This window comes from Nocardioides humilatus (genome assembly GCF_008373755.1).
GTDB classification, from domain to species: Bacteria; Actinomycetota; Actinomycetes; order Propionibacteriales; family Nocardioidaceae; genus Nocardioides; species Nocardioides humilatus.
The window spans coordinates 541,828-562,353 of the sequence record NZ_VUJV01000001.1; the positions used below are offsets into that span (position 1 = coordinate 541,828).

Annotated in this window: 19 protein-coding genes; 11 read left to right on the forward strand and 8 right to left on the reverse strand. The window is 70.4% G+C overall.

The genetic code is table 11. From position 1 onward, the window contains the following. Nucleotides 1-85 precede the first annotated feature (85 nt). A complete protein-coding gene (locus tag F0U44_RS02465; RefSeq protein ID WP_149726654.1) occupies nucleotides 86-1,381 on the forward strand; it encodes a hypothetical protein in 1,296 nt (431 codons plus the stop codon). Here F0U44_RS02465 and F0U44_RS02470 read toward each other — a convergent pair. Next, nucleotides 1,362-2,720, reverse strand: coding sequence for a cytochrome P450 (locus F0U44_RS02470; RefSeq protein ID WP_149726655.1), 1,359 nt, complete (start codon nucleotides 2,718-2,720; stop codon nucleotides 1,362-1,364). The genes F0U44_RS02465 and F0U44_RS02470 overlap by 20 nt on opposite strands. Before the next feature lie 84 nt (nucleotides 2,721-2,804). Between F0U44_RS02470 and F0U44_RS02475 the strand changes: the two genes are divergently transcribed. From F0U44_RS02475 to F0U44_RS02485, 3 genes are all read left to right on the forward strand, one after another. Next, nucleotides 2,805-3,176, forward strand: coding sequence for a VOC family protein (locus F0U44_RS02475; protein ID WP_149726656.1), 372 nt, complete (start codon nucleotides 2,805-2,807; stop codon nucleotides 3,174-3,176). A 131-nt stretch (nucleotides 3,177-3,307) separates the two neighbouring features. Further along, nucleotides 3,308-4,816, forward strand: a complete 1,509-nt coding sequence (locus tag F0U44_RS02480; protein ID WP_149726657.1) for a hypothetical protein — start codon at nucleotides 3,308-3,310, stop codon at nucleotides 4,814-4,816. A gap of 44 nt (nucleotides 4,817-4,860) precedes the next feature. Further along, nucleotides 4,861-6,360 carry a hypothetical protein gene (locus tag F0U44_RS02485; RefSeq protein WP_149726658.1) on the forward strand — a complete coding sequence of 500 codons (1,500 nt, stop codon included), beginning with the start codon at nucleotides 4,861-4,863 and terminating at the stop codon, nucleotides 6,358-6,360. Between the two features lie 61 nt (nucleotides 6,361-6,421). Here F0U44_RS02485 and sucD read toward each other — a convergent pair whose 3' ends face one another. Continuing rightward, a complete protein-coding gene (gene sucD, locus F0U44_RS02490) occupies nucleotides 6,422-7,303 on the reverse strand; it encodes a succinate--CoA ligase subunit alpha (protein ID WP_149726659.1) in 882 nt (293 codons plus the stop codon). A 17-nt stretch (nucleotides 7,304-7,320) separates the two neighbouring features. Then, nucleotides 7,321-8,487 carry an ADP-forming succinate--CoA ligase subunit beta gene (gene sucC / locus F0U44_RS02495; protein ID WP_149726660.1) on the reverse strand — a complete coding sequence of 389 codons (1,167 nt, stop codon included), beginning with the start codon at nucleotides 8,485-8,487 and terminating at the stop codon, nucleotides 7,321-7,323. Nucleotides 8,488-8,812: 325 nt separating this feature from the next. Between sucC and F0U44_RS02500 the strand changes: the two genes are divergently transcribed. Continuing rightward, entirely contained in the window at nucleotides 8,813-9,823 is a 1,011-nt protein-coding gene (locus tag F0U44_RS02500; RefSeq protein ID WP_188113284.1) for a M23 family metallopeptidase, read from the forward strand. 22 nt (nucleotides 9,824-9,845) lie between these two features. Here F0U44_RS02500 and pcrA read toward each other — a convergent pair whose 3' ends face one another. The 4 genes from pcrA to F0U44_RS02520 are packed head-to-tail and all read right to left on the reverse strand — an operon-like array spanning nucleotide 9,846 to nucleotide 14,661. Then, nucleotides 9,846-12,308, reverse strand: a complete 2,463-nt coding sequence (gene pcrA, locus F0U44_RS02505) for a DNA helicase PcrA (protein WP_149726662.1) — start codon at nucleotides 12,306-12,308, stop codon at nucleotides 9,846-9,848. A gap of 46 nt (nucleotides 12,309-12,354) precedes the next feature. Further along, complete coding sequence (locus F0U44_RS02510) at nucleotides 12,355-12,711, reverse strand: hypothetical protein (protein ID WP_149726663.1); 357 nt, start codon at nucleotides 12,709-12,711, stop codon at nucleotides 12,355-12,357. A 19-nt stretch (nucleotides 12,712-12,730) separates the two neighbouring features. Continuing rightward, nucleotides 12,731-13,381: a LuxR C-terminal-related transcriptional regulator gene (locus F0U44_RS02515; RefSeq protein WP_149726664.1), complete on the reverse strand. Its 651-nt coding sequence runs from the start codon at nucleotides 13,379-13,381 to the stop codon at nucleotides 12,731-12,733. After that, nucleotides 13,378-14,661: an ATP-binding protein gene (locus F0U44_RS02520; protein ID WP_149726665.1), complete on the reverse strand. Its 1,284-nt coding sequence runs from the start codon at nucleotides 14,659-14,661 to the stop codon at nucleotides 13,378-13,380. Before F0U44_RS02520 ends, F0U44_RS02515 begins: the two co-directional genes overlap by 4 nt. A 144-nt stretch (nucleotides 14,662-14,805) precedes the next feature. Between F0U44_RS02520 and F0U44_RS02525 the strand changes: the two genes are divergently transcribed. The 6 genes from F0U44_RS02525 (at nucleotide 14,806) to F0U44_RS02550 (ending at nucleotide 19,808) form a co-directional block, all read left to right on the forward strand. Then, nucleotides 14,806-16,029, forward strand: coding sequence for a PspC domain-containing protein (locus F0U44_RS02525; protein ID WP_188113285.1), 1,224 nt, complete (start codon nucleotides 14,806-14,808; stop codon nucleotides 16,027-16,029). Continuing rightward, on the forward strand, nucleotides 16,029-16,319 hold the full coding sequence (locus F0U44_RS02530) for a hypothetical protein (protein ID WP_149726667.1): 291 nt from the start codon (nucleotides 16,029-16,031) through the stop codon (nucleotides 16,317-16,319). The genes F0U44_RS02525 and F0U44_RS02530 overlap by 1 nt, the downstream gene beginning before the upstream one ends. Next, nucleotides 16,319-16,852 (forward strand): YbaK/EbsC family protein, encoded by a 534-nt coding sequence (locus F0U44_RS02535; RefSeq protein WP_246160337.1) that lies wholly within the window; start codon nucleotides 16,319-16,321, stop codon nucleotides 16,850-16,852. The genes F0U44_RS02530 and F0U44_RS02535 overlap by 1 nt, the downstream gene beginning before the upstream one ends. Nucleotides 16,853-16,856: 4 nt before the next feature. Next, complete coding sequence (locus tag F0U44_RS02540) at nucleotides 16,857-17,786, forward strand: hypothetical protein (protein WP_149726669.1); 930 nt, start codon at nucleotides 16,857-16,859, stop codon at nucleotides 17,784-17,786. A 71-nt stretch (nucleotides 17,787-17,857) separates the two neighbouring features. Beyond that, nucleotides 17,858-18,364, forward strand: coding sequence for a SigE family RNA polymerase sigma factor (locus F0U44_RS02545; RefSeq protein WP_149726670.1), 507 nt, complete (start codon nucleotides 17,858-17,860; stop codon nucleotides 18,362-18,364). After that, nucleotides 18,357-19,808 carry a hypothetical protein gene (locus tag F0U44_RS02550; protein WP_149726671.1) on the forward strand — a complete coding sequence of 484 codons (1,452 nt, stop codon included), beginning with the start codon at nucleotides 18,357-18,359 and terminating at the stop codon, nucleotides 19,806-19,808. Before F0U44_RS02545 ends, F0U44_RS02550 begins: the two co-directional genes overlap by 8 nt. Here F0U44_RS02550 and npdG read toward each other — a convergent pair. Beyond that, nucleotides 19,792-20,478 (reverse strand): NADPH-dependent F420 reductase, encoded by a 687-nt coding sequence (gene npdG / locus F0U44_RS02555; RefSeq protein ID WP_246160251.1) that lies wholly within the window; start codon nucleotides 20,476-20,478, stop codon nucleotides 19,792-19,794. The two genes, F0U44_RS02550 and npdG, sit on opposite strands and share 17 nt — an antisense overlap. Between the last annotated feature and the right edge of the window lie 48 nt (nucleotides 20,479-20,526).

Genomic DNA, 20,526 nt, shown 5'->3' on the forward strand with positions numbered 1-20,526 from the left:
ATTCTCTGCATTTCAGGCAACCTCGCGCACCTCTGCAGCGTATCCATCACGACCTGTCACCCCACCCCGAAAGGGGGTAGCCGCGATGTTGATCCGCCGCTCCACCCAGCACCTGCTCGCCGCGACCGTCGCGGCCTCCGCCCTCGCCCTGACCGGGTGCGGTGGCACCGATCCCGAGTCGAAGACGGACGTCTTGGACCCCGTCGTCCAGGACGACCCGACGACCCCCGAGCCGACCGAACCGACCGACGGGATCCCTGCGGACTTCCCCCTCGACGCAGCGCTCGACGACCCGCCGGTCGACGACGGCGAGCAGACGGTCGACGGGCCGGCCTCGACCGCTGACGGCGCTCACCCATTGACGGCCTGCGGCCGCGACGTGCCGTTCCCCACCAGCGACGGCGCCGACCCGGCTTTCGACCTCAGCTACTCGGTCTCGTCCGTCGAGGGCTACGACGGCCGCACCGTGCACGCCTACCCGACCCGCGGCAAGGCGACCCAGGCCATGACCGACGTTCTCGTCGCTCTGGAGGGCTGCGCACGCGACGATGGGGGCGATGGCCTGTCCGACCGCGTGTTCGCGTCCTACGCGTCCGACGCGGGCGATGAGTCGATCAGTTTCGGCTGGACCTACGAGCAGGAGGACGGGGTCGGCGCTCCCGCCGGTCAGCTGTTCACGGTGGCGCGGTCCGGGCGCCTGGTCCTGACGGTCGAGTGGAGCAGCGAGGGCAGCGCCGACTACCGCGCCGCCGCGGTGACCGACCAGCTCGCCCTCGTCGACCTGATCCTCCCGTCCGCCCCGGATGACGGACCGTCCGACAAACCCCAAGACGCCGATCCCGCCCCTGACCCGGACCCTGCCCTCGACGTCGATCTGGACGTGGACATGGTCGACATGCGCGGCGACGGCGGCGACTACGTGACGACGTACCGCCCGAAGAACACGCCGGACCGGCTCGGCCTGGAGCTCTGCGGCCGGGCGATCTGGCCCGTCGAGCACACTGGCGAGCTGCTCGCCTACGCGACAGGCCCGGAGTATTCCGACACCCGCGACCTGGTGACGACGTCCAGCGTCGACGACGCCGTCGCAGCGGTGCAGGCGATCCGGACGGCCCTCCAGGACTGTCGCGGCGAGGACCACCTGGTGTGGACCGAGCACCGGGCCGACACCGGCTACGACTCCGTCACCTTCAGCCTCAGCTACAAGGAGGGTCTGGGCCTGACGACCTTCCAGGTCACCCGGGTCGGCACCGCACTGCTGTACCTCTCCACCTACGGGGAGGGCACCCTCGAGAGCGCGCGGTGGCACATCGAGGACCGCACTGCGCTGACGGAGAAGCTCGCACCCCAGCTGTGCGGCTTCACCGAGGCCGGCTGCTGACCTCGGAGAGGACAGGGGCGAGCGGGTGCAACGTCAGCGCTGAGCCGACGGGCACCCGTTCGCTCGTCCCTTCAGGAGCACGGAACTCCAGGTCGCGCACCATCACCGCGAGCGCGGCAACGGACTCGAGGATCGAGAAGTGCTGGCCGATGCAGGCTCGCGGTCCGGCGCCGAACGGCAACCAGTCGTAGCGGCCGCGGTCCTTGTCGTTCTCGGGCAGGAAGCGACTCGGGTCGAAGCGCTCGGGATCCGGGTAGAGGTCGGGGCGGCGGTGGATGTTCCAGACCGACACCAGGAGGTCCGAACCAGCCGGTACGACGCACCCGTCGACCTCGGTGTCTTCGACGCAGAGACGGCCGTTGAACGGGGTCGCCGGATAGAGCCGCATCGACTCCTTGAGGACCGCCGTCGTCCAGGGCAGTTCGCCGTGCACCTGCGCGGCGGTCGGCACACCGTCGCCGAACACCGACAGCGCCTCCTGCCGGAGGCGTTCCTGCACGTCCGGGTGGCACCCCAGGAGGTGGAGGGCGAAGGTCAGCGACGTCGAGGTGGTCTCGTGGCCGGCCAGCAGGAAGATCAGGACCTGGTCGCGGACCTCCTCGTCGGTCAGCCGGTCCTGGCCGTCCCGGGCGTCGACGAGCAGCCGCGCCAGGTCGTCGCCGTCGGACTCCCCCGCCCGGCGCCGGGCGATCAACCGGTCGCAGACCTCGAAGAGAGCCCGCTGCGCGCGCGCCGTACGGCGATTCACCGGCAGCGGCCAGCTCAACGGCATCCGCATCGGGAAGAGCGCGCGGGTCAGCATGCCCTGCGAGGCGACCGGGAAGTGCTCGTGGACGGCTTCCTCGAGCTCGGCGGTGTCGTCGCCCAGGAGGACCCGGCCGACGATCCGCAGCGTCATCCGCATCATCTGGTCGCCGAGGTCGACCGTCCCGCCGGCACCCATCTCCGCGGTCGTCGCCGTGATGGCCTCGAGCATCGACTCCAGGTAGCCGTCGACCCGCGCCTTGGTGAAGATCGGCTGGATGAACCGCTTCTGACGCACCCAGTCGTCGTCCTGCGCCGTGAGGATGCCGTCGCCGAGGATCATCCGCACCTCGCCGTACAACGGGTTCTCCTTGCGGAAGGCACCCATCGTCCGCGCGCTCAGCAGCGTCTCGGCGCCGGCCGGCGTGTGGCTCAGGTAGAGGGACCGGCGCAGGCCCGGCGGACCCAGCAGGACCCGGACCAGGTCGTCACCACCCGCGTGGGTCGACTCGAAGAACTCGACCTGGTTGGCCAGCAACTCGCGGGCAGAACCCAGCAGGAACGAGCCGGGATGCGTGGGAGCCTCGCGCGCCATGGCGGCACTCTAGGCGGATTGATGCGGGGGTGGAACCTGTTCTAGTTCGTGGGCGATGTCGGCACCGCCTGCCACGATCGCGCCATGATCGATCACCTCGGCATCAACTGTGCAGACCTCGAGGCGTCCAAGCGCTTCTACGACACCGTCCTCGGGGTGCTGGGCTACCGACGGCTGATGGACTTCGACACGGCCGTCGGCTACGGCAAGGACACGCCTGACTTCTGGCTCAGCGCCTACGACGACATGCCGCCCAACCGCGAGGTCCACATCGCCTTCCAGGCCGCCGACCCGGCTGCGGTCGAGGCGTTCTTCGAGACTGCGCAGAGCCTGGGCGCCGAGACCCTGCACGCGCCGCGCCTGTGGCCCGAATACCACGAGCGCTACTTCGGTGCCTTCGTCCGCGACCTCGACGGCAACAACATCGAGGCCGTCTGCCACCACGCTGAGCTGTGACCAACCAGACCTGACGTCGACGTTCGGATCCCTGGCGCCCGGACGACGAGCAGACCTAGCATCGAGGACGACGGCCACGCCGCTCGACGTGACCGCGACTCCTCGGGACAAGCTCTCTGTCGGAGGTCGCGATGACCGAAATCGTCGCCAAGGAACTGGCCCGTCTGCGTGACCTCGTCGGTCGCCTGGAGCAACGCATCAACGAACTCGAGGGCGGGCCCGGCCTGCCACACGCGTCGCCAGAACCGGAGGCAGGGCCCGGCGGGGACGCACACGGCCGACGCGGCCTGCTGCGTCTGGCCAGTGCGGGACTCGCGGGAGCGGCGGTCGCTGCTGTCGGCCGGCCGAGCGCGGCCAGCGCCGCGTGCGGCCCGCCGATCTACGGCTCCTGCACCAACACGACCACCAACACGACGTACGTCTCTGCGGGGTGGGCCGCCGACCTGAACCGCACCGTGCTCGACGTTCGGGGACCGTTCAACCAGTCCGTTGCGACCCTTGCCGGTCGCTACCGTGGCGTGTACGGCGAGGGCTCCCTTACCGGCGTGACCGGGCTGGGCTACACCACGGACGGGGTGGGCGTCGAGGGCAGCGGTGGTCACACCGGCGTGAGCGCCTCGACCGATGGCTTCTACGGCCTCCACGCACAGCGAAAACTCACCACCACCACGCCCGACGCGACGGCCGCGGTCCTCGGCGAGCACCTGAACACCGACACGTTCGGCACCGGAGTCATCGGGTCGCACGCCGGCGCCGGGTGGGGCATGTGGGCAAAGTCCGTGTCCGGGATCGGCATTCACGCCGACGGTGGCAGCGGCATCGGCGTCGAGGGAGTCGCCAGCGGTCCCGCCGCGTCCAGCTACGGGGTGCGCGGCGTCCACGAAGGCGCCGGTTGCGTCGCGGTGGTCGGCGATGCTGACAACGGTCTCGGAGTGCTCGGCCGCGGCAAGGGGCAGGGCGTCCAAGGCTTGGCGACGGGCACGCCCTTCTCGACATCAGGAGTCTTCGGCTACATCAGCAACACCGCCAGCGCGGGCGCCGGGGTCTACGGACGCACCGCATCCACCAGCGACCAGGGCTACGGCGTCCTCGGCAGCCACTCGGGCAGCGGCACCGGCGTGCTGGGCTATTGCGATGGTGGCACTGGCGTCGAAGGTCGCACCTTCGCGACGAACCCCAACTCCTCCGGTGTCGTGGGCCGCGCGACGAACTCCGCACCGGCGACCAACACCGCGGGAGTCTCCGGCGCGACACTCGCCCTGAACAACGTCGGCTACGGCGTCCAGGGCACCCACGCCGGCACCGGCATCGCCGTCTTCGGCAAGAGCGAGCGGGGAGCGGGCATGCGCGGCGTCACCAACTCCACCACCACCGACGGCTACGGCGTCCATGGCATCCACTCCGGCACCGGCACCGCCGTGTACGGCCAGACGGCACAAGGGGTCGGCGTCCGCGGGTTCGGCGGCACCGGCCGCGGCGGCGTCTTCACCGGCGCCTCCGCGCAGGTCAACCTCACCCCCGGCGCGCTCGCCACCCATCCGACCAACGGCACCAAGGGCGACCTCTACGCCGACAGCACCGGACGCCTCTGGTTCTGCAAGGTCGGAGGCAGTTCGGCGACCTGGGCGCAGGTCGCCTGACGCGACCGACGAGCGTCCACCACCCCACAGAGCCGGAGACCGAGATGTACGAGATCCTCACCGAAGAACTGCACCGCCTGCGCGACCTGGTGGGTCGCCTCGAGCAAAGGATCGCCGAGCTCGAGCACGAGCCCGGGGACCGACCGGAGGTGGCCGATCGTGGGACGCAGGCAGGCGAGGACGCACACGGCCGGCGAGGACTGCTGCGGCTGGCCGGTGCCGGACTCGCCGGCGCAGCCGTGGCCGCCGTCGCGCGCCCGACCGCGGCACAGGCCGCCTGCGGTCCTCCGATCTATGGATCCTGCGGAAACGTCACGTCGTCCCAGACGTGGATCCGGGGCGATTTCCCAGCCGCTGACGGTCAGGTCCTGGCAATTTCTACGCAGCTCTACGAAGGAACGGTCTCGATGGGCCAGGAGACACTCGCCCTCCACGGTTCACACCACATCGACGGGATCAAGGGCGTGGGCGCGACCGGCGTCGGCGTCGAGGGCTACGGCGGCGACATCGGCGCTCTCGGCTTCTCCGAGGGCAGCTACGGCGTGCACGGGATACGACTGAAGACGACGAGCACTCCGAACCACACCGCTGCTGTCTACGGCGAGCACCGCAACACCGACACGTTCGGCACCGGGGTGATCGGCTCGCATGCCGGCGCCGGCTGGGGAATGTGGGCGCAGACCGTGTCCGGGATCGGCATCCACGCCGACGGCGGCACCGGCATCGGCGTCGAGGGTTTCGCCAACGGCCCCTCCGACACCAGCTACGGAGTGCGCGGAGCGCACGACGGCGCCGGCTGCGTCGCCGTCAAGGGCGATGCCGTGAACGGTGTCGGAGTGGTCGGACGCGGCAAGATCCAGGGCGTCCAGGGCGTCGGAACTGGTACCGCCTTCACGACATCGGGCGTCTTCGGCTACATCAGCAACGGCGCCAGCGCGGGCGCCGGGGTCTACGGAGAGACTGCCTCCACCGGCAACATCGGTTTCGGCGTCGTGGGAAGCCACTTGGGCACGGGCTCCGGGGTGTTGGGCTACTGCGACGGTGGCACTGGCGTCGAAGGTCGCACCTCCGCGACGAACCCCAGTTCCTACGGCGTCGTGGGCCGCGCCTCGAACTCGGCACCAGCGACCAACACCGCCGGAGTCTTCGGCGTGACGACGTCCCTGAACAACGGCGGCTATGGCGTCCAGGGCAGCCACGCCGGCACCGGCATCGCCGTCTACGGCAAGAGCGAGCGCGGGGCAGGCGTGCGGGGCGTCACCAACTCCGCCACCACCGACGGCTACGGCCTGCACGGCATCCACTCCGGCACCGGCACGGCCGTCTACGGCCAGACTGCACAAGGAGTCGGCGTCCGCGGGTTCGGCGGCACCGGTCGCGGCGGCGTGTTCACCGGCGCGGCCGCCCAGGTCAACCTCACCCCCGGCGCGCTCGCCACCCACCCGACCAACGGCATCAAGGGCGACCTCTACGCCGACAGCACCGGTCGTCTCTGGTTCTGCAAGGTCGGAGGCGGCTCGGCGACCTGGGTGCAGCTCGGTTGACCCGAACGCCGAAGGGCCGTCACCCCACTGGGTGACGGCCCTTCGCGTTGAACGGGGGTGCTCAGAGGCCCTGCATGATCTCCCGCATGAGAGCGGCGGTCTCAGACGGCGTCTTGCCGACCTTCACGCCCACAGCCTCGAGGGCCTCCTTCTTCGCCTGGGCGGTGCCCGAGGAGCCGGAGACGATGGCGCCGGCGTGGCCCATCGTCTTGCCCTCCGGGGCGGTGAAGCCCGCGACGTAGCCGACGACCGGCTTGGTGATGTTGTCCTTGATGTAAGCGGCAGCGCGCTCCTCGGCGTCGCCGCCGATCTCGCCGATCATCACGATCGCCTTGGTCTCCGGGTCGTCCTCGAAGGCCTGCAGCGCGTCGATGTGCGTGGTGCCGATGATCGGGTCTCCACCGATGCCGATGGCGGTGGTGAAGCCGAAGTCACGCAGCTCGTACATCATCTGGTAGGTCAGCGTGCCGGACTTCGACACCAGACCGATGGGGCCCTTGCCCGCGATGGTGTGCGGCGTGATGCCGGCCAGCGACTCCTCGGGCGAGATGATGCCCGGGCAGTTGGGGCCGATCATCCGGGTGTTCTTGCCCTGCAGGTAGGACCAGACCTCGGCCGTGTCCTGCACCGGGACGCCCTCGGTGATGACGACCATCAGCGGGATCTCGGCGTCGATGGCCTCGATGCACGCGTCCTTGGTGAAGGCCGGCGGGACGAAGAGGACCGACACGTTGGCGCCGGTCTCCTTCATGGCCTCGGCGACCGAGCCGAAGACCGGCAGCTCCTGGCCGGCGATCTCAGCGGTGGTGCCGGCCTTGCGGGCGTTGACACCACCGACGATCGCGGCACCGGCGTCGAGCATGAGGGCGGTGTGCTTGGAGCCCATGCCACCGGTCATGCCCTGGACGATGATCTTGCTGTCCTTGTTGAGGTAGATGCTCATTGTTCTGACTCTCTATCTCAGGCGTTCGCCAGCTCGGCGGCCTTGTCGGCCGCGCCGTCCATGGTGTCGACCTGGGTCACCAGCGGGTGGTTCATCTCGTTGAGAATCGCGCGACCCTGCTCGACGTTGTTGCCGTCGAGGCGGACGACGAGCGGCTTGGTGGCCTTGTCGCCCAGGATCTCCAGCGCACCCTTGATGCCGTTGGCGACCTCGTCGCACGCGGTGATGCCACCGAAGACGTTGACGAAGACGCTCTTGACCTGCGGGTCGTTGAGGATGACGTCGAGGGAGTTGGCCATCACCTGGGCGTTGGCGCCACCACCGATGTCGAGGAAGTTGGCCGGCTTCACGCCGCCGTGGTTCTCACCGGCGTAGGCGACGACGTCGAGCGTCGACATGACCAGACCCGCACCGTTGCCACAGATGCCGACCGAACCGTCGAGCTTGACGTAGTTGAGACCGAACTCCTTGGCCTTCGCCTCGAGCGGGTTGGCCTCGTCGCGGATCTCGAACTGCTCGTGGTCGGGGTGGCGGACCTCGGAGGCGTTCTCGTCGAGCGAGACCTTGCCGTCGAGCGCCTCGAGCTTGTCGCCCTCGAGGCGAGCCAGCGGGTTGACCTCGACGAGGGTCGCGTCCTCCTCCACGAAGACCGTGTAGAGCTTCTCGATCATCTCGACGGCCTGCTCGAAGACGGCCTCGGGGAACGCAGCCTCGGTCGCGATCTCGCGCGCCTTCGCAGCGTCGACGCCCTTGCCCGGGTCGATCGCGATCTTCTTGACGGCGTCGGGGTTGGTCTTCGCGACCTCCTCGATCTCGACACCACCCTCGACGGACGCGATGCAGAGGTACTGACGGTTGGCGCGGTCGAGCAGGAACGAGAAGTAGTACTCCTCCTGCGGCGGCGTCGCCGGCGTGATCAGGACGCGGTTGACCGGCAGGTCCTTGATCGTCAGGTTCAAGATGTTGGTGGCGTGCTCGAAAGCCTCGTCGGGCGTCTTGGCGAGCTTGACGCCGCCCGCCTTGCCGCGGCCGCCGGCCTTCACCTGCGCCTTGACGACGGTCACGCCGCCGAGCTGCTCTGCGGCGGCCTTGGCGGCCTCAGCGGTCTCAACGACCACACCGAGGGTCGTCGCCACACCGTGCTTGGCGAAGAGTTCCTTCGCTTGGTACTCCATCAGGTCCACTGGACATGTCCTTGCTAGATCGGGTGCGGGCCGCGCTGCAGTGCGGGTCCGTTGGGCACCCTAATCCGGTGCCGCCCTCCGAGGCGACCGGGGTCTATCCGTGGACGCGGAGCGTGACGCAGGCCACGCACGCGCCGGATCCCTCCGCGTCGAGGCGTCGGACTACGGGTCAATTGACCTGTTGGACCGTTCTGCGGACGTCGAACGTGATCTGGCTTACGATTTCGACCTGTGCGGACGATCCGTTAGGGTCTTCCGCATTCCTTTCTCAGCGCTCGCGCGTTGGGAAATGAGGACCAGATCGTCGAGCGGGGACTACGAGCGTATGGGCAACCACCGAGGGGCACGACGCGCACCTGCGCGAGCCCGCTCGGACCGCTCCCACCGCTCCGCTGAGGCCTACACCGGCCGCCGCGTCGCTGGCCGCGCGGCCGCATCGGCTGCCGCGCCCGTCCCCGAGGTCCTCCGCGCCGTGGTCCCCGAGCTCCCGCCCATCACGGTCGAGCTCCCCGCGATCTTCACCGACTCCACCGCCGGCTCGCTCCGCCCCGCCATCCCCGGCAAGCGACGCGCCGAGAAGACGCCGCGCACCACGCGGTTGCGTGGCTTGCCCTCGATGCCGGTCGTCGTCGGCGTCGCCGCTCTCGCGGTCGCGGCCGGCGGCGTGCTCAACACCTCTGGCACCCGCCTGGTCGACAACCCGACCGCCCGGATGTCGGCGCCCAACGCCGCGAGCGGCGAGATCGGCTCCAGCGTCTACGACACGCTCGGCCGCTCCCCCGTGCTCAGCCGTGACTCCGACCGCGACGCGCTCGACGACGCCAGCGAGGCCACCCTCCAGCAGGAGGTCGAGGCCCAGGCCGAGCAGCGCAACGAGGCCCTGGGCAACCTGGCCCAGCAGGCCGAGAAGGAGGCCAAGAACATCAACCTCAACGCCTGGGTCCTTCCTGTCGACCCCGGCCTCTACCACCTCACGGCCACCTTCGGGCAGTGCTCGGGCCTCTGGTCCCACTGCCACACCGGTCTCGACTTCGCGGGCGACACCGGCACGCCGATCCACGCCGTGGCCAACGGCGTGGTGACCTCGACCGCCTACGAGGGCGCCTACGGCAACCAGACGATCGTCACCCTCGAGGACGGCACCGAGATCTGGTACTGCCACCAGAACTCCTTCGCCGTCTCCGTCGGCGACAACGTGGTGGCCGGGCAGGTCATCGGCTACATGGGCTCGACGGGCAACACGACCGGCCCGCACCTCCACCTCGAGGTCCGCCCCGGTGGCGGTGACCCGGTGGATCCCTACGCGGCCCTCATCGTCAACGGCATTCACCCGTAGGTTCAGCCGCCGCCGGGCGTCGCTAGAGCTTCTCCACGGGCGCGTAGCGGAGCAGCAGGCGCTTCTCCCCGTCGGACCCGAAGTCAATCTTCGCGACCGACTTGTCGCCCTGGCCCTCGACGGACACGACCGTGCCGAGCCCGAACGTGTCGTGGGTGACTCGATCGCCCGGCTCGAGCACGGGGATCTCACGAGCAGGCTTCGCCTTCGCCGCGGCGTCGGCCCGAGCCGCGGCCGAGGTGAAGTTGCGACGCCCGGCAGCGTTGGGCGTGCCGAGTCCCCGGCCGCTCTGGGCGCCGTACGACGAACCGCTGTCGCTGGCGAAGGTCGGCCGCGACCAACGGGCCTGGTCGGCCTCGGTGCGCCGCCAGTCGACGAGGTCGATCGGGAGCTCGCCGAGGAACCGTGAGGCGGGGTTGTGCGCGGGTGCGCCCCAGGCCGACCGGACGACGGCGCGGGACACGTAGAGCCGCTGGCGGGCGCGGGTGATGCCGACGTAGGCCAGCCGCCGCTCCTCCTCGAGCTCGGGCCGGTCGCCGAGCGAGCGCGAGTGCGGGAAGACCCCGTCCTCGAGCCCGGTCAGGAAGACGGCCGGGAACTCCAGGCCCTTCGCCGTGTGGAGGGTCATCAAGGTGACCACGCCCTGATCGGGCGGGGCGTCGGGGTCGTCGTCAGGCGCGTCGGGGATCTGGTCGGCGTCGGCCACCAGCGCCACCCGCTCCAGGAAGTCACCGAGGCCCGGCTCGACCAGACCGGCATCGACGTCGGAGGGGTCGGCGCTCGGGCCTGCGACCGGGTCCTCCGCGAACTCCCGCGCGACCGCGACGAGCTCGCCGAGGTTCTCGACGCGTGTCTCGTCCTGCGGGTCGTCGGACTCCTCGAGGGACTTGAGGTAGCCGGAGCGGTCCAGGACCGTCTCGAGTACGACGTCGGGTCGCTCGCCCGCAGCGACCATCGACTGCAGCTCGGTCACCATGGCGACGAAGCCCTCGATGTTGGTCTGGCTGCGGGTGGCGAGCCCGGGCGCCTCGCTGGCCCGCTGCAACGCCTCCCAGAAGGTGACCTGCTCCCGGTTGGCGAGCTCGTTGATGCACTCGACCGCGCGGTCGCCGATGCCCCGCTTGGGCGTGTTGAGGATGCGACGCAGCGAGACCTGGTCGTCGGGGTTGACCAGCATCCGCAGGTAGGCGAGCGCGTCGCGCACTTCGCGCCGCTCGTAGAACCGCACGCCGCCCACGACCTTGTAGGGCATACCGGTGCGGATGAAGATCTCCTCGAACACCCGCGACTGGGCGTTGGTCCGGTAGAAGACCGCGACATCGCCCGCCTTGAGCCCGCCGTCGGTGAGCTTGTCGATCTCGCTGGAGACGAAGCGGGCCTCGTCGTGCTCGGTGTCGGCGACGTAGCCGACGATCTTGTCGCCGTCACCGGCGTCGGACCACAGCCGCTTCTCCTTGCGGCCCTGGTTGTTGCCGATGACGGTGTTGGCAGCGGTGAGGATGGTCTGGGTCGACCGGTAGTTCTGCTCGAGCATGATCGTCCGCGCGTCGGGGAAGTCCTGCTCGAAGTCCATGATGTTGCGGATGTCGGCGCCGCGGAACGCGTAGATCGACTGGTCGGCGTCGCCGACCACCATCAGCTCGGCCGGCTCGACCCGGTCCTCGTCGGTCTCCTCCAGGCTCTGCCCGCAGAGCTGGTGGATGAAGGAGTATTGAGCGTGGTTGGTGTCTTGGTATTCGTCCACCAAGACGTGCCGGAACCGACGCCGGTAGGTCTCACGGATCTCCGGGTGCAGCTGGAAGAGCCGCACCGTCTCCATGATCAGGTCGTCGAAGTCGAGCGCGTTGGCCTCGCGGAGCCGCCGTTGGTAGAGCTTGTAGGCAGCCGCGTAGCTCTCCTCGATGCCGTTGCGCGCGTCGGCGGCGACCTCGTCGGGCTCGCGCAGCTCGTTCTTGTGGTTGCTGATCCAGTGCAGCACCGGACCGGGCTGGTAGCGCCGCGGATCGAGGTCGAGGTCGTTGCAGACCAGCGTGATCAGCCGCTTCTGGTCCTGCGCGTCGTAGATCGAGAAGTTGGACTTGAGCCGCTCGTAGCCGAGGTGGTCGGCCTCCTTGCGCAGGATCCGCACGCAGGAGGAGTGGAACGTGCTGACCCACATGATCTTGGCGCGGCCGCCGACCAGCTCGGCGACCCGCTCCTTCATCTCGGCGGCTGCCTTGTTGGTGAAGGTGATCGCGAGGATCGACCCCGGATGCGCCTTGCGCTCCGAGATCAGCCAGGCGATCCGGCGGGTGAGCACCCGCGTCTTGCCCGACCCCGCACCGGCCACCACGAGCAGGGGTGGACCCGCATGACGAACGGCCTCGGCCTGCGGACCGTTGAGCCCCTCCAGGAGCTCTTCCGCGGTCGGCCCGCGCCGCGTCGTACGCGGTTCTTCGGCGGTGGTCAGGCCCTCGAACCCGGGCAGCGGCAGCGCGTCATTCATTCTGCGACCACCCTACGGCGCACCTCCGTCAGAGGCGCCCCCGCGATCAGTTGTGAACAGGCGACCACAGCACGGCGACGCAGACCTCGGCGACGGCGAGCAGGAGCAGGCCGGCCCAGAGGCCCTTGGGGATCGACGCCTTGCGCATGTTGGCCATCACGAGCACGAGCAGCACGAGACCGATGCTGAACTTCACGGCGATCTTGGCGTGGTTGACCGAGCCGTCGCCGCCCTCCAGCACCCCCACCAGTGCAAGCCCGGCGAGGAACGCGGTGCCGACGCCGTCACGCATGACGCCGGTGACCTTCTTCTCCGGCGAGCCCGCCTGGGCGAGAAGACCACCCAGCAGCGCCGAGAAGCCGAGGATGTGGACGATCAGGAGGATCAGACGCAGCGTGTCCATGGCGGCAGCGTAGTGAGCCTCAGAGCAGGCGCCGGTCAGAGGCCCACTTGGTCAGCTCGTGACGCGAGGAGAGCTGCAGCTTGCGCAGCACGGCCGACATGTGGGTCTCGACGGTCTTGATCGAGATGAAGAGCTCCTTGGCGACCTCCTTGTAGGAGTAGCCGCGCGCGATCAGCCGCATCACCTCGCGCTCGCGCTCGGTCAACCGGTCGAGGTCCTCGTCGATGTCGGCGACCTCGATGGAGCCGGCGAACGCGTCGAGCACGAACCCCGCCAACCGCGGCGAGAACACAGCGTCGCCGTCGGAGACCCGCTGGATCGCGCTGACCAGCTCGGGGCCGGTGATCGTCTTCGTGACGTAGCCGCGGGCGCCGCCCCGGATGGTGCCGATGACGTCTTCAGCGGCGTCGCTCACCGACAAAGCGAGGAAGCGCGGCGGGCTGCTGTGGGTCGCCAGCCTCCGGATCACTTCGACGCCTCCACCACCGGGAAGGTGCACGTCGAGGAGTACGACGTCGGGCGACTCCGCCACGATCGCGGCCACTGCGGTGTCGACGTCCTCGCCCTCGCCGACGACCTCGACGACGCCGGCGCCGGTCGTGGCGAGCTCGGCCGTCACGCCTCGTCGGAACATCGCGTGGTCGTCCACGACCACCACTCGCACCGTCATCTGTTCTCCCCCTCGTGGTCACGCCCGAGGTGCAGCCGCACCTCGGTGCCCTCGCCAGGAGCCGACCGCACATCAGCGGTCCCTCCGTGGCGGTGCATCCGGTCGATGATGCTGCGACGCACGCCGAGGCGGTCCTCGGGGGTCGCGTCCGGGTCGAAGCCGGCGCCGCGGTCGCGCACGTAGATGTCGACCGCGGGGCCGGTGATCTCGGCATAGACGTCGATGCGCAGGACGCCGGCGTGCTTGGCCGCGTTGGTCGTCGCCTCGCGGGCGGCGGAGACGATCGGGCGCAGGGTCTCGTCGAAGTCGCAGTCGCCGACCGCGACGACGTCGACGGTGAGGCCGTAGGCGTCCTCGATCTCGCCCGCCATGGCGCGCAAGGAGCTTGCCACGGTGCTCTCATCCAGAGACTCGGTCGAGAAGAGCCAGGCGCGCAGGTCGCGCTCCTGCGAGCGAGCCAGCCGCGCGGCGTCGGTCGGGTTCTTCTGGATCAGGGCGAGGGTCTGGAGCACGGAGTCGTGCAGGTGGGCGGCGACGTCGGCGCGTTCCTGGGTGCGGACCCGCTCCTCGCGCTCGTCGCTGAGCTCCGCGGCGAGCCGGTAGATCCACGGCCCGGCGACGATCGCCAGGCCGCCCAGACCCAGCAGCACGGCCAGCGTCACGTCACGCGCGAGCGACAGGGAGCCGCCCCGCAGCGAGAAGAGGACGATCGCGACGATGATGAGGCCGACGCCTGCGGCGAGCCGCGCGTACGACGCCCAGCCCCCCGAGCCCAGGACGATCCGCACAGGGTCGATCCGGCCGGTGGCGTCGACCCAGCGCTCGCGTTGGGCCTCGTCGGCCTGGCGCCACAGCAGCGCGACGCCGACGATCCCGATGCCGAGCGGCCACACCCAGCCACCCGCGCCGAGGATGCCCTGGAGCACGAAGACCGCACCGATGCCGAGGGCGCCGAGCACGATGACCGGGCCGAGGTCGCTGAGTCGGCGGACCGGCCCGGGGCGACGTCCGCCGCGGCTGGCGCTCGCGAGCCCGGGGGCCAGCGCGGAGGTGGGCGGACCGGCGGGCAGCATCGCCCAGAGCACGGCGTAGGCCGCGATGCCGACCCCGCCGAGGACCGCTCCGACGACGAAGCCGACGCGCACCATCAGCACGCTGATCGCCAGGTGCTCGGCCAGGCCGGCGGCGACGCCGCCGATGACCGGCTCGCGCAGGTCGCGGTAGGCACGTCGTACGTCGCGGGGAGCCTGCGCCGCGGGTGCGCCCAAAGTCGTCGTCATGATGCTCCAATCGTCACACAGCGAAGGGCCCCGGAGCAGCGGGTAGAACCCTGACCCGACCCCGAGATGGCGGGCCCCCGGATGCGGGAAGATCAGGGCACTCCCCGATGGTGCGCACCCGCGCGACAGCCCAGTCTGGATGACATGACCACCACTCCTCCCGAGGCGCCGAGCGGCCCGACCGAGCCGCCGCAGCCGCCGCAGGCTCAGCAACCGGCCGGCCCTCGCGTCACCCGCGACGAGGCCAAGGACTTCGGCCGGATCCGCCGCAGCCTCCACGACCGCAAGATCGCGGGCGTGGCGGGCGGCGTGGCCCGCCACTTCGACGTCGACCCGCTTCTCGTGCGCGTGGCGTTCGTCCTGCTGGCGATCTTCGGGGGCGGTGGCCTCCTGGCCTACGCCGCCGGCTGGCTCCTCATCCCCGAGGAGGGCAGCGACGAGGGTGTGGTCCGGGTCGACCACCGCACCCGCACCGTGCTGCTCGCCATCGTCGGCGTGATCTGCGCGCTGTCGCTCATCGGCGACTCGCTCGGCGGCTGGGGCTTCCCGTGGCCGCTGGCCATCATCGGCCTCGTGATCGCCGCGGTCGCCGCCGGCACCCGACCCAAGCCGCACCCCGGACCGCTCCCGAGCCAGGGCTGGGTCCAGCCGAGCGCACCGGTCGTGACGAGCGGCCCGAGCGCGCCGGGGAGCTCCGCACCGCAGCAGGCGGGCGCGCCGACGTACTCCCCCTACAAGGCGCCGAAGCCCGCCGACCCGCGCCGCCGCGGGCCGCTCCTCTTCTGGTTCACGATGGGCCTGGCAACGGTGGGCGTGGCACTGGTCGCGACCCTCGACCTCGCGGGCTGGGACGCGCCGCCGTCGGCCTATCCCGCCGCCGTGCTCGCGGCCTGCGGCACGATGCTCGTGGTCGGCTCCGTCTATGGCCGGGCTGGCGGGTTGATCTTCGTCGGCCTCGTGGCCGCGTTCGCCACGCTCGTCACCTCGATCGTCGACGACATCACGGCCGGGCAGCTCGACGAGCACCCGCAGACCGCTGAACAGGTCGACGACCGCTACTACGTCGGCGCGGGAGAGATCATCCTCGACCTCACCGACCTCTCACCCGCCGAGCTCGAGGAGCTCGACGGCCGCACGATCGAGGCGGAGGCCCGCTTCGGCCACATCCTCGTGCAGGTGCCCGACGACGGCCTGGCCGTGCAGGTCAACAGCGACATCGAGGGCGGCGGCGAGAGCGTCATCTTCGGCGACCGTCGCGACGACTCGCTCGACGGCCACCACAGCGGAGGCGTCGGTGCTCCCGAGATCACCTTGGACCTCCAGGTGTTCTTCGGGCAGATCGAGGTCGAGACGAAGGAGGCAGCGTGATGAGCGAGCCGGAGACCACTCCCGTCGAGGAGACCCAGACCATCCCGGCCCAGACCATCGCGGCCGAGCCGCGCGGCTGGCACCCGGTCAACATCAGCCACCTGGTGATGGGCGTCGCGTTCGCGGGCCTCTTCACGGTCTGGGCGCTGATCAGCTCCGACACCGTCGAGCTCGTCGACGCCCACTGGCTGTTGCCGTTGCCATGGCTGGTGGCGGGGGTCGTCGGCCTGGTTGCGACGGTTCTGCGCAACGCCCGCCGCCGCGACGGCAAGATGTCCGGGTGGATCTGATCTCCTTCCCGGGCCTGACGTCGCTGCCCGCCGTCGACCACCCCGCGCTCGTCGCGCCCCGTGTCGCCGCCGCGCTGGCCTCCTGGCCGGACGCGAGCGGCGTCGCGGTCGTCGAGATCGACCCCGATCTCGCCGACACGGCTGCGATGAGCGCGGCCTACGACCTCCCGCTCGACACCGGCGTCAACTGCGTGCTGGTCGCCGGGCGTCGCGACGGCGAGGAGCGGATCGCCGCCTGCCTGGTCCGCGCCGACACCCGCGCCGACGTCAACCGCACGGTCAAGCAGCTCCTCGACGTCCGCAAGGCCTCTTTCCTACCGATGGACCGGGCCGTCACCGAGTCGGAGATGGAGTACGGCGGCATCACCCCCGTCGGCCTCCCCGCCACCTGGCGGCTCCTGATCGATGCCCGGGTGCCGGAGGTGCCCGCCGCGATCATCGGCTCCGGCGTACGGCGCTCCAAGCTGCTCCTCCCCGGAGCGCTGCTCGCGGCGCTGCCGGGTGCCGAAGTCGTCGAGGGACTGGCAGGCTGAGGCCATGATCCGCCGCGCGCTCGTCGCAGTCGTCGCGATCGCCCTGCTGGCCGGGTGCGACGACACCACCGACGAGCCGAAGGCCGATCCCGGCTCGTCGACGAGCGCGACTGGCAGCGCGAGCCCGAGCGGCTCCCCCTCCCCGATCGACCCCGGGCCGGTCGTGAAGTGCCCGAAGGGCATCATCGAGATCGACCCGGCACTGCCCGACGCCGTACCGGAGGGGGCGACTTCAGTCCGGCTGTGTGCAGCCGCTCCGGGGAAGGTGACCCAACCCCTCGACGCGCTCACGACGAACGTCACGGCCATCGTCCAGGCGGTCAACGGCCAGCGGCTCGTCAAACGCGGGTGCGCGGACCACCAGCTGCCGGCCTACCAGCTCGCCTTCGGCTATCCCGACGGCACGACCTTCGTGGTCGCTGGCCGGTTCACCTATTGCGCCGAGCTCCTCGTCGGGAGCGCGCGCCGAGCGCGAGCGAAGCCGGCCTTGGACCGATTCGTCCGAGTGCTGCTCGACCAGCGACAAGCATCGTCACCTCCTGCCCGGGCGGTCGATGCTCGCGACATCGGTTGCGAGCAGCCGAGCCCGGAATGGACATCGCAGCTAGCGCGACCGGTCGACCTGATCGTCGCGGTGCTCTGTTACGGCGATCCGGAACATCCTGAACAGGCGCACCGGCTGGTGATCCGTCCCGGTGACCTCGAGATCCTGGTGGCGAGCATGCGCAAGGACCGGGTCTCGACCTACGGTGCACTCGGCTGCACCTACTTCCAGAGGAACGATTACTGGATCGTCGGTGCGAGTGCGTGGGGTGACCCGATCTCGATGCGCCGGGGCTGCGGCGACCTCGCCGTCGCGCCGAACTTCGACTGGGACCCCCGCGGCGAAGCGCGACGGATCCGGCAGGACCTGATCGCCCGAGCCCACCGATAACCCACTGACAACCTTTCCCCACCCCTCACCGCTTATGACGGCTGAGAGGAGGGCCGATGGAGCAGGCAGTGATGAGTCCAGACACGAGGGCCGACGAGACCTTCGACGGTTTCGTGGCCGCGCGCGGGGATGCCCTGTGGCGGTCGGCGTGGTTGCTCACGACCGACCACCAGCTGGCCGAGGACCTGGTGCAGACGGCGCTCGCGAAGAGTTTCCGCGCCTACGACCGCATCGGTCCCGGCGGGTTCGAGCCCTACGTGCGGCGGGTCATGTTCACGACCTACATATCCTGGTGGCGCCGCAAGTGGCGCGGCGAACGGCCGACCGAGGTGCTCCCCGAGACCGGGGTGACCGGACCCGACACCGATGCTCGCAACGACCTGGTCGCTGCGCTCTCGGGGCTGCCCAACGGCCAGCGGGCCGTCGTGGTGCTGCGCTACTTCGAGGACCTGACCGAGCAGCAGACCGCCGACGTGCTCGGCATCAAGGTCGGCACGGTCAAGAGCCAGTGCTCCCGGGCCCTGACGACCCTGCGCTCCTCTCCCCACCTGCGACGCGAGGAGGACAACAATGACTGACGAGAACTGGCTGCGCGAGGGACTGGCGGACGCCGTACCCGAGCCGCCCATCAACCCCGACCGGGCCCGCGGCGCCGAACGTCTGGCGCGCCGCCGACGTCGGCAGGCGACCGCAGGTGTGCTGGCAACGGTCGGCGCCGTAGCGGGAGTCGCCGTGCTCTCCGCGACGCTCGCCGCCGGCGACGGCGGGAAGGCGGGCGACCGGAGCGTCGCCGACGCCCCGCCGCCGGTGACCTGCCCACAGACGACCGCCGACGGCGGTGTCGTGCCGATGGATCCCATCGACAACCCCGACCCGAGCCTTCCCGACGCCGTCCCCGCCGGGGCTAGCTCGGCCCGGCTGTGCCAGGGCGCCGGCACCACCATCGAGGTGCCCGCGGACGCGCTGACGACCGACCTCGACGGCTTGGCCGACGCGATCAACGGGCTCGAGGGCTCCGGTCCGCCGGAGGTCTGCACGTTGGATCTCGGGCCGGGCTACCGGATCGTGTTCGGCTACGGCGACGGATCGACCTTCGTGGTCAGCGGTCAGCTCTACGGCTGCCACACCCTGGTGGTCGGGAGCGGCTACCGCGTCGATCCGGAGGCGGCAGAGCAGGCGTTCCTCGACCGGCTCGTGCAGCAGCAGGCCGACCAGCCCGACCCGACGGACCCGCCGGACGGCGACGCGGGACCGGTGGTGTGCCCGGATGCTCCCGAGTTCGACTACGACGGCATCGACGACGTGCAGGCCGACCTGCCCGGCGCCGTACCGGACGGCGCGACCTCGGTCCGGCTGTGCGCCGGTGGTGGCAACCCGGGGATCGAGCCGGCTGACGCGCTGACGACCGACGTCGCCACGCTCGTCGACGTCGTCAACGGGCTGCCCGAGCAGGACAGCCAGGCGTGCACCGACGAGCTCGGACCGGGCTACCGGCTGGCGTTCGGCTATCCGGACGGGTCGACCTTCCTCGCCGTCGGCCAGTTCTACGGCTGCCAGAAGGTCATCGTCGGCAGTGCCTACCGGACCAATCCTCAGCTGCCGCTCGACACGTTCATCGACCTGCTGCACGCGCAGCGGGCGACGCAGACGCCGCCCGCAGATCTGCCCGCCGCCCCGGCCTGCGACGGCTACGGCCACCCGACCGAGGCCCTCGCAGACCCTGCCGACCTGGTGCTCGCCCAGCTCTGCATGGTCGACGACAAGACCGGCCGGGCATCGATGGTCGCGATCCCCGAGGCGGACCTCGCGGCCCTGGTCGACGACATCGAGGCCAACGCGGTCCCCAACGGCGGGGTCCTGCGCTGCTACCGCCCCGGGCCGTCGATCTCCGGGGTCACCGCGTGGGGCGACCAGCTGACGATGAGCCTGCAGTGCAACGCCTACGTGCTGCCCGACGGCCGCGTGTGGACGCCCTCGGACGCCTCGCAGGCGATCATCGACCGGCTCAGTGAGGCTGGCTGAGACCTGTGATGCGCAGGCCCGAGTGGGCCTTGTACTTCCGGTTGATCGAGATCAGCACGGCGGTGAACGGCTCGAGCTGACGCGCGAGGCGCAGCTTGCCGCCGTCGATGCCGACCCGGCCCGTCACCGATGCGGCGAGCGCCATGGCGACCTCCTTGGCCTCGACCACGTCGCCGACGACGATCACGTCCTCGTCGAGGTCGCCGGGCTCCTCCCAGAGACCGACGGCCGATACGTTGTGGAAGGCGCCGACCACGGTCGCCTCAGGAGCCAGCGCCTGGGCCGACTCGGCGGCCGAGCCCTCACCGTTGTTGATGATCTGGCCGTGGGCGCCGCGCTTGTCGAAGGCGAGCGGGTTGACGCACGAGATGACCGTCTTGCCGGCCAGCGGCAGCGACGCGACGAGCTCGTCGTGGCCGTCGTACGGGATCGCCAGCAGTACGACGTCGCACTGCTCGACCGCGTCGGCGTTGGCCGCTCCGGAGACCTCGCCGGCAGACGCGACGCCGGCCAGCTTGTCGCGGACCTCGGCCGCGACGGCCTCACCCTTCTCCGCGGCGCGCGAGCCGAGCACGACCGTGTGGCCGCCCTTCGCGAACCGGTAGCCCAGGCCCTTGCCCTGCGGCCCGGTGCCACCGATGACCGCGATGCGGTACTTCACGTCGTCCACCACAAGGTCCTCCTACGACCAACGTCACACACTCTGGGATGCTCTCGA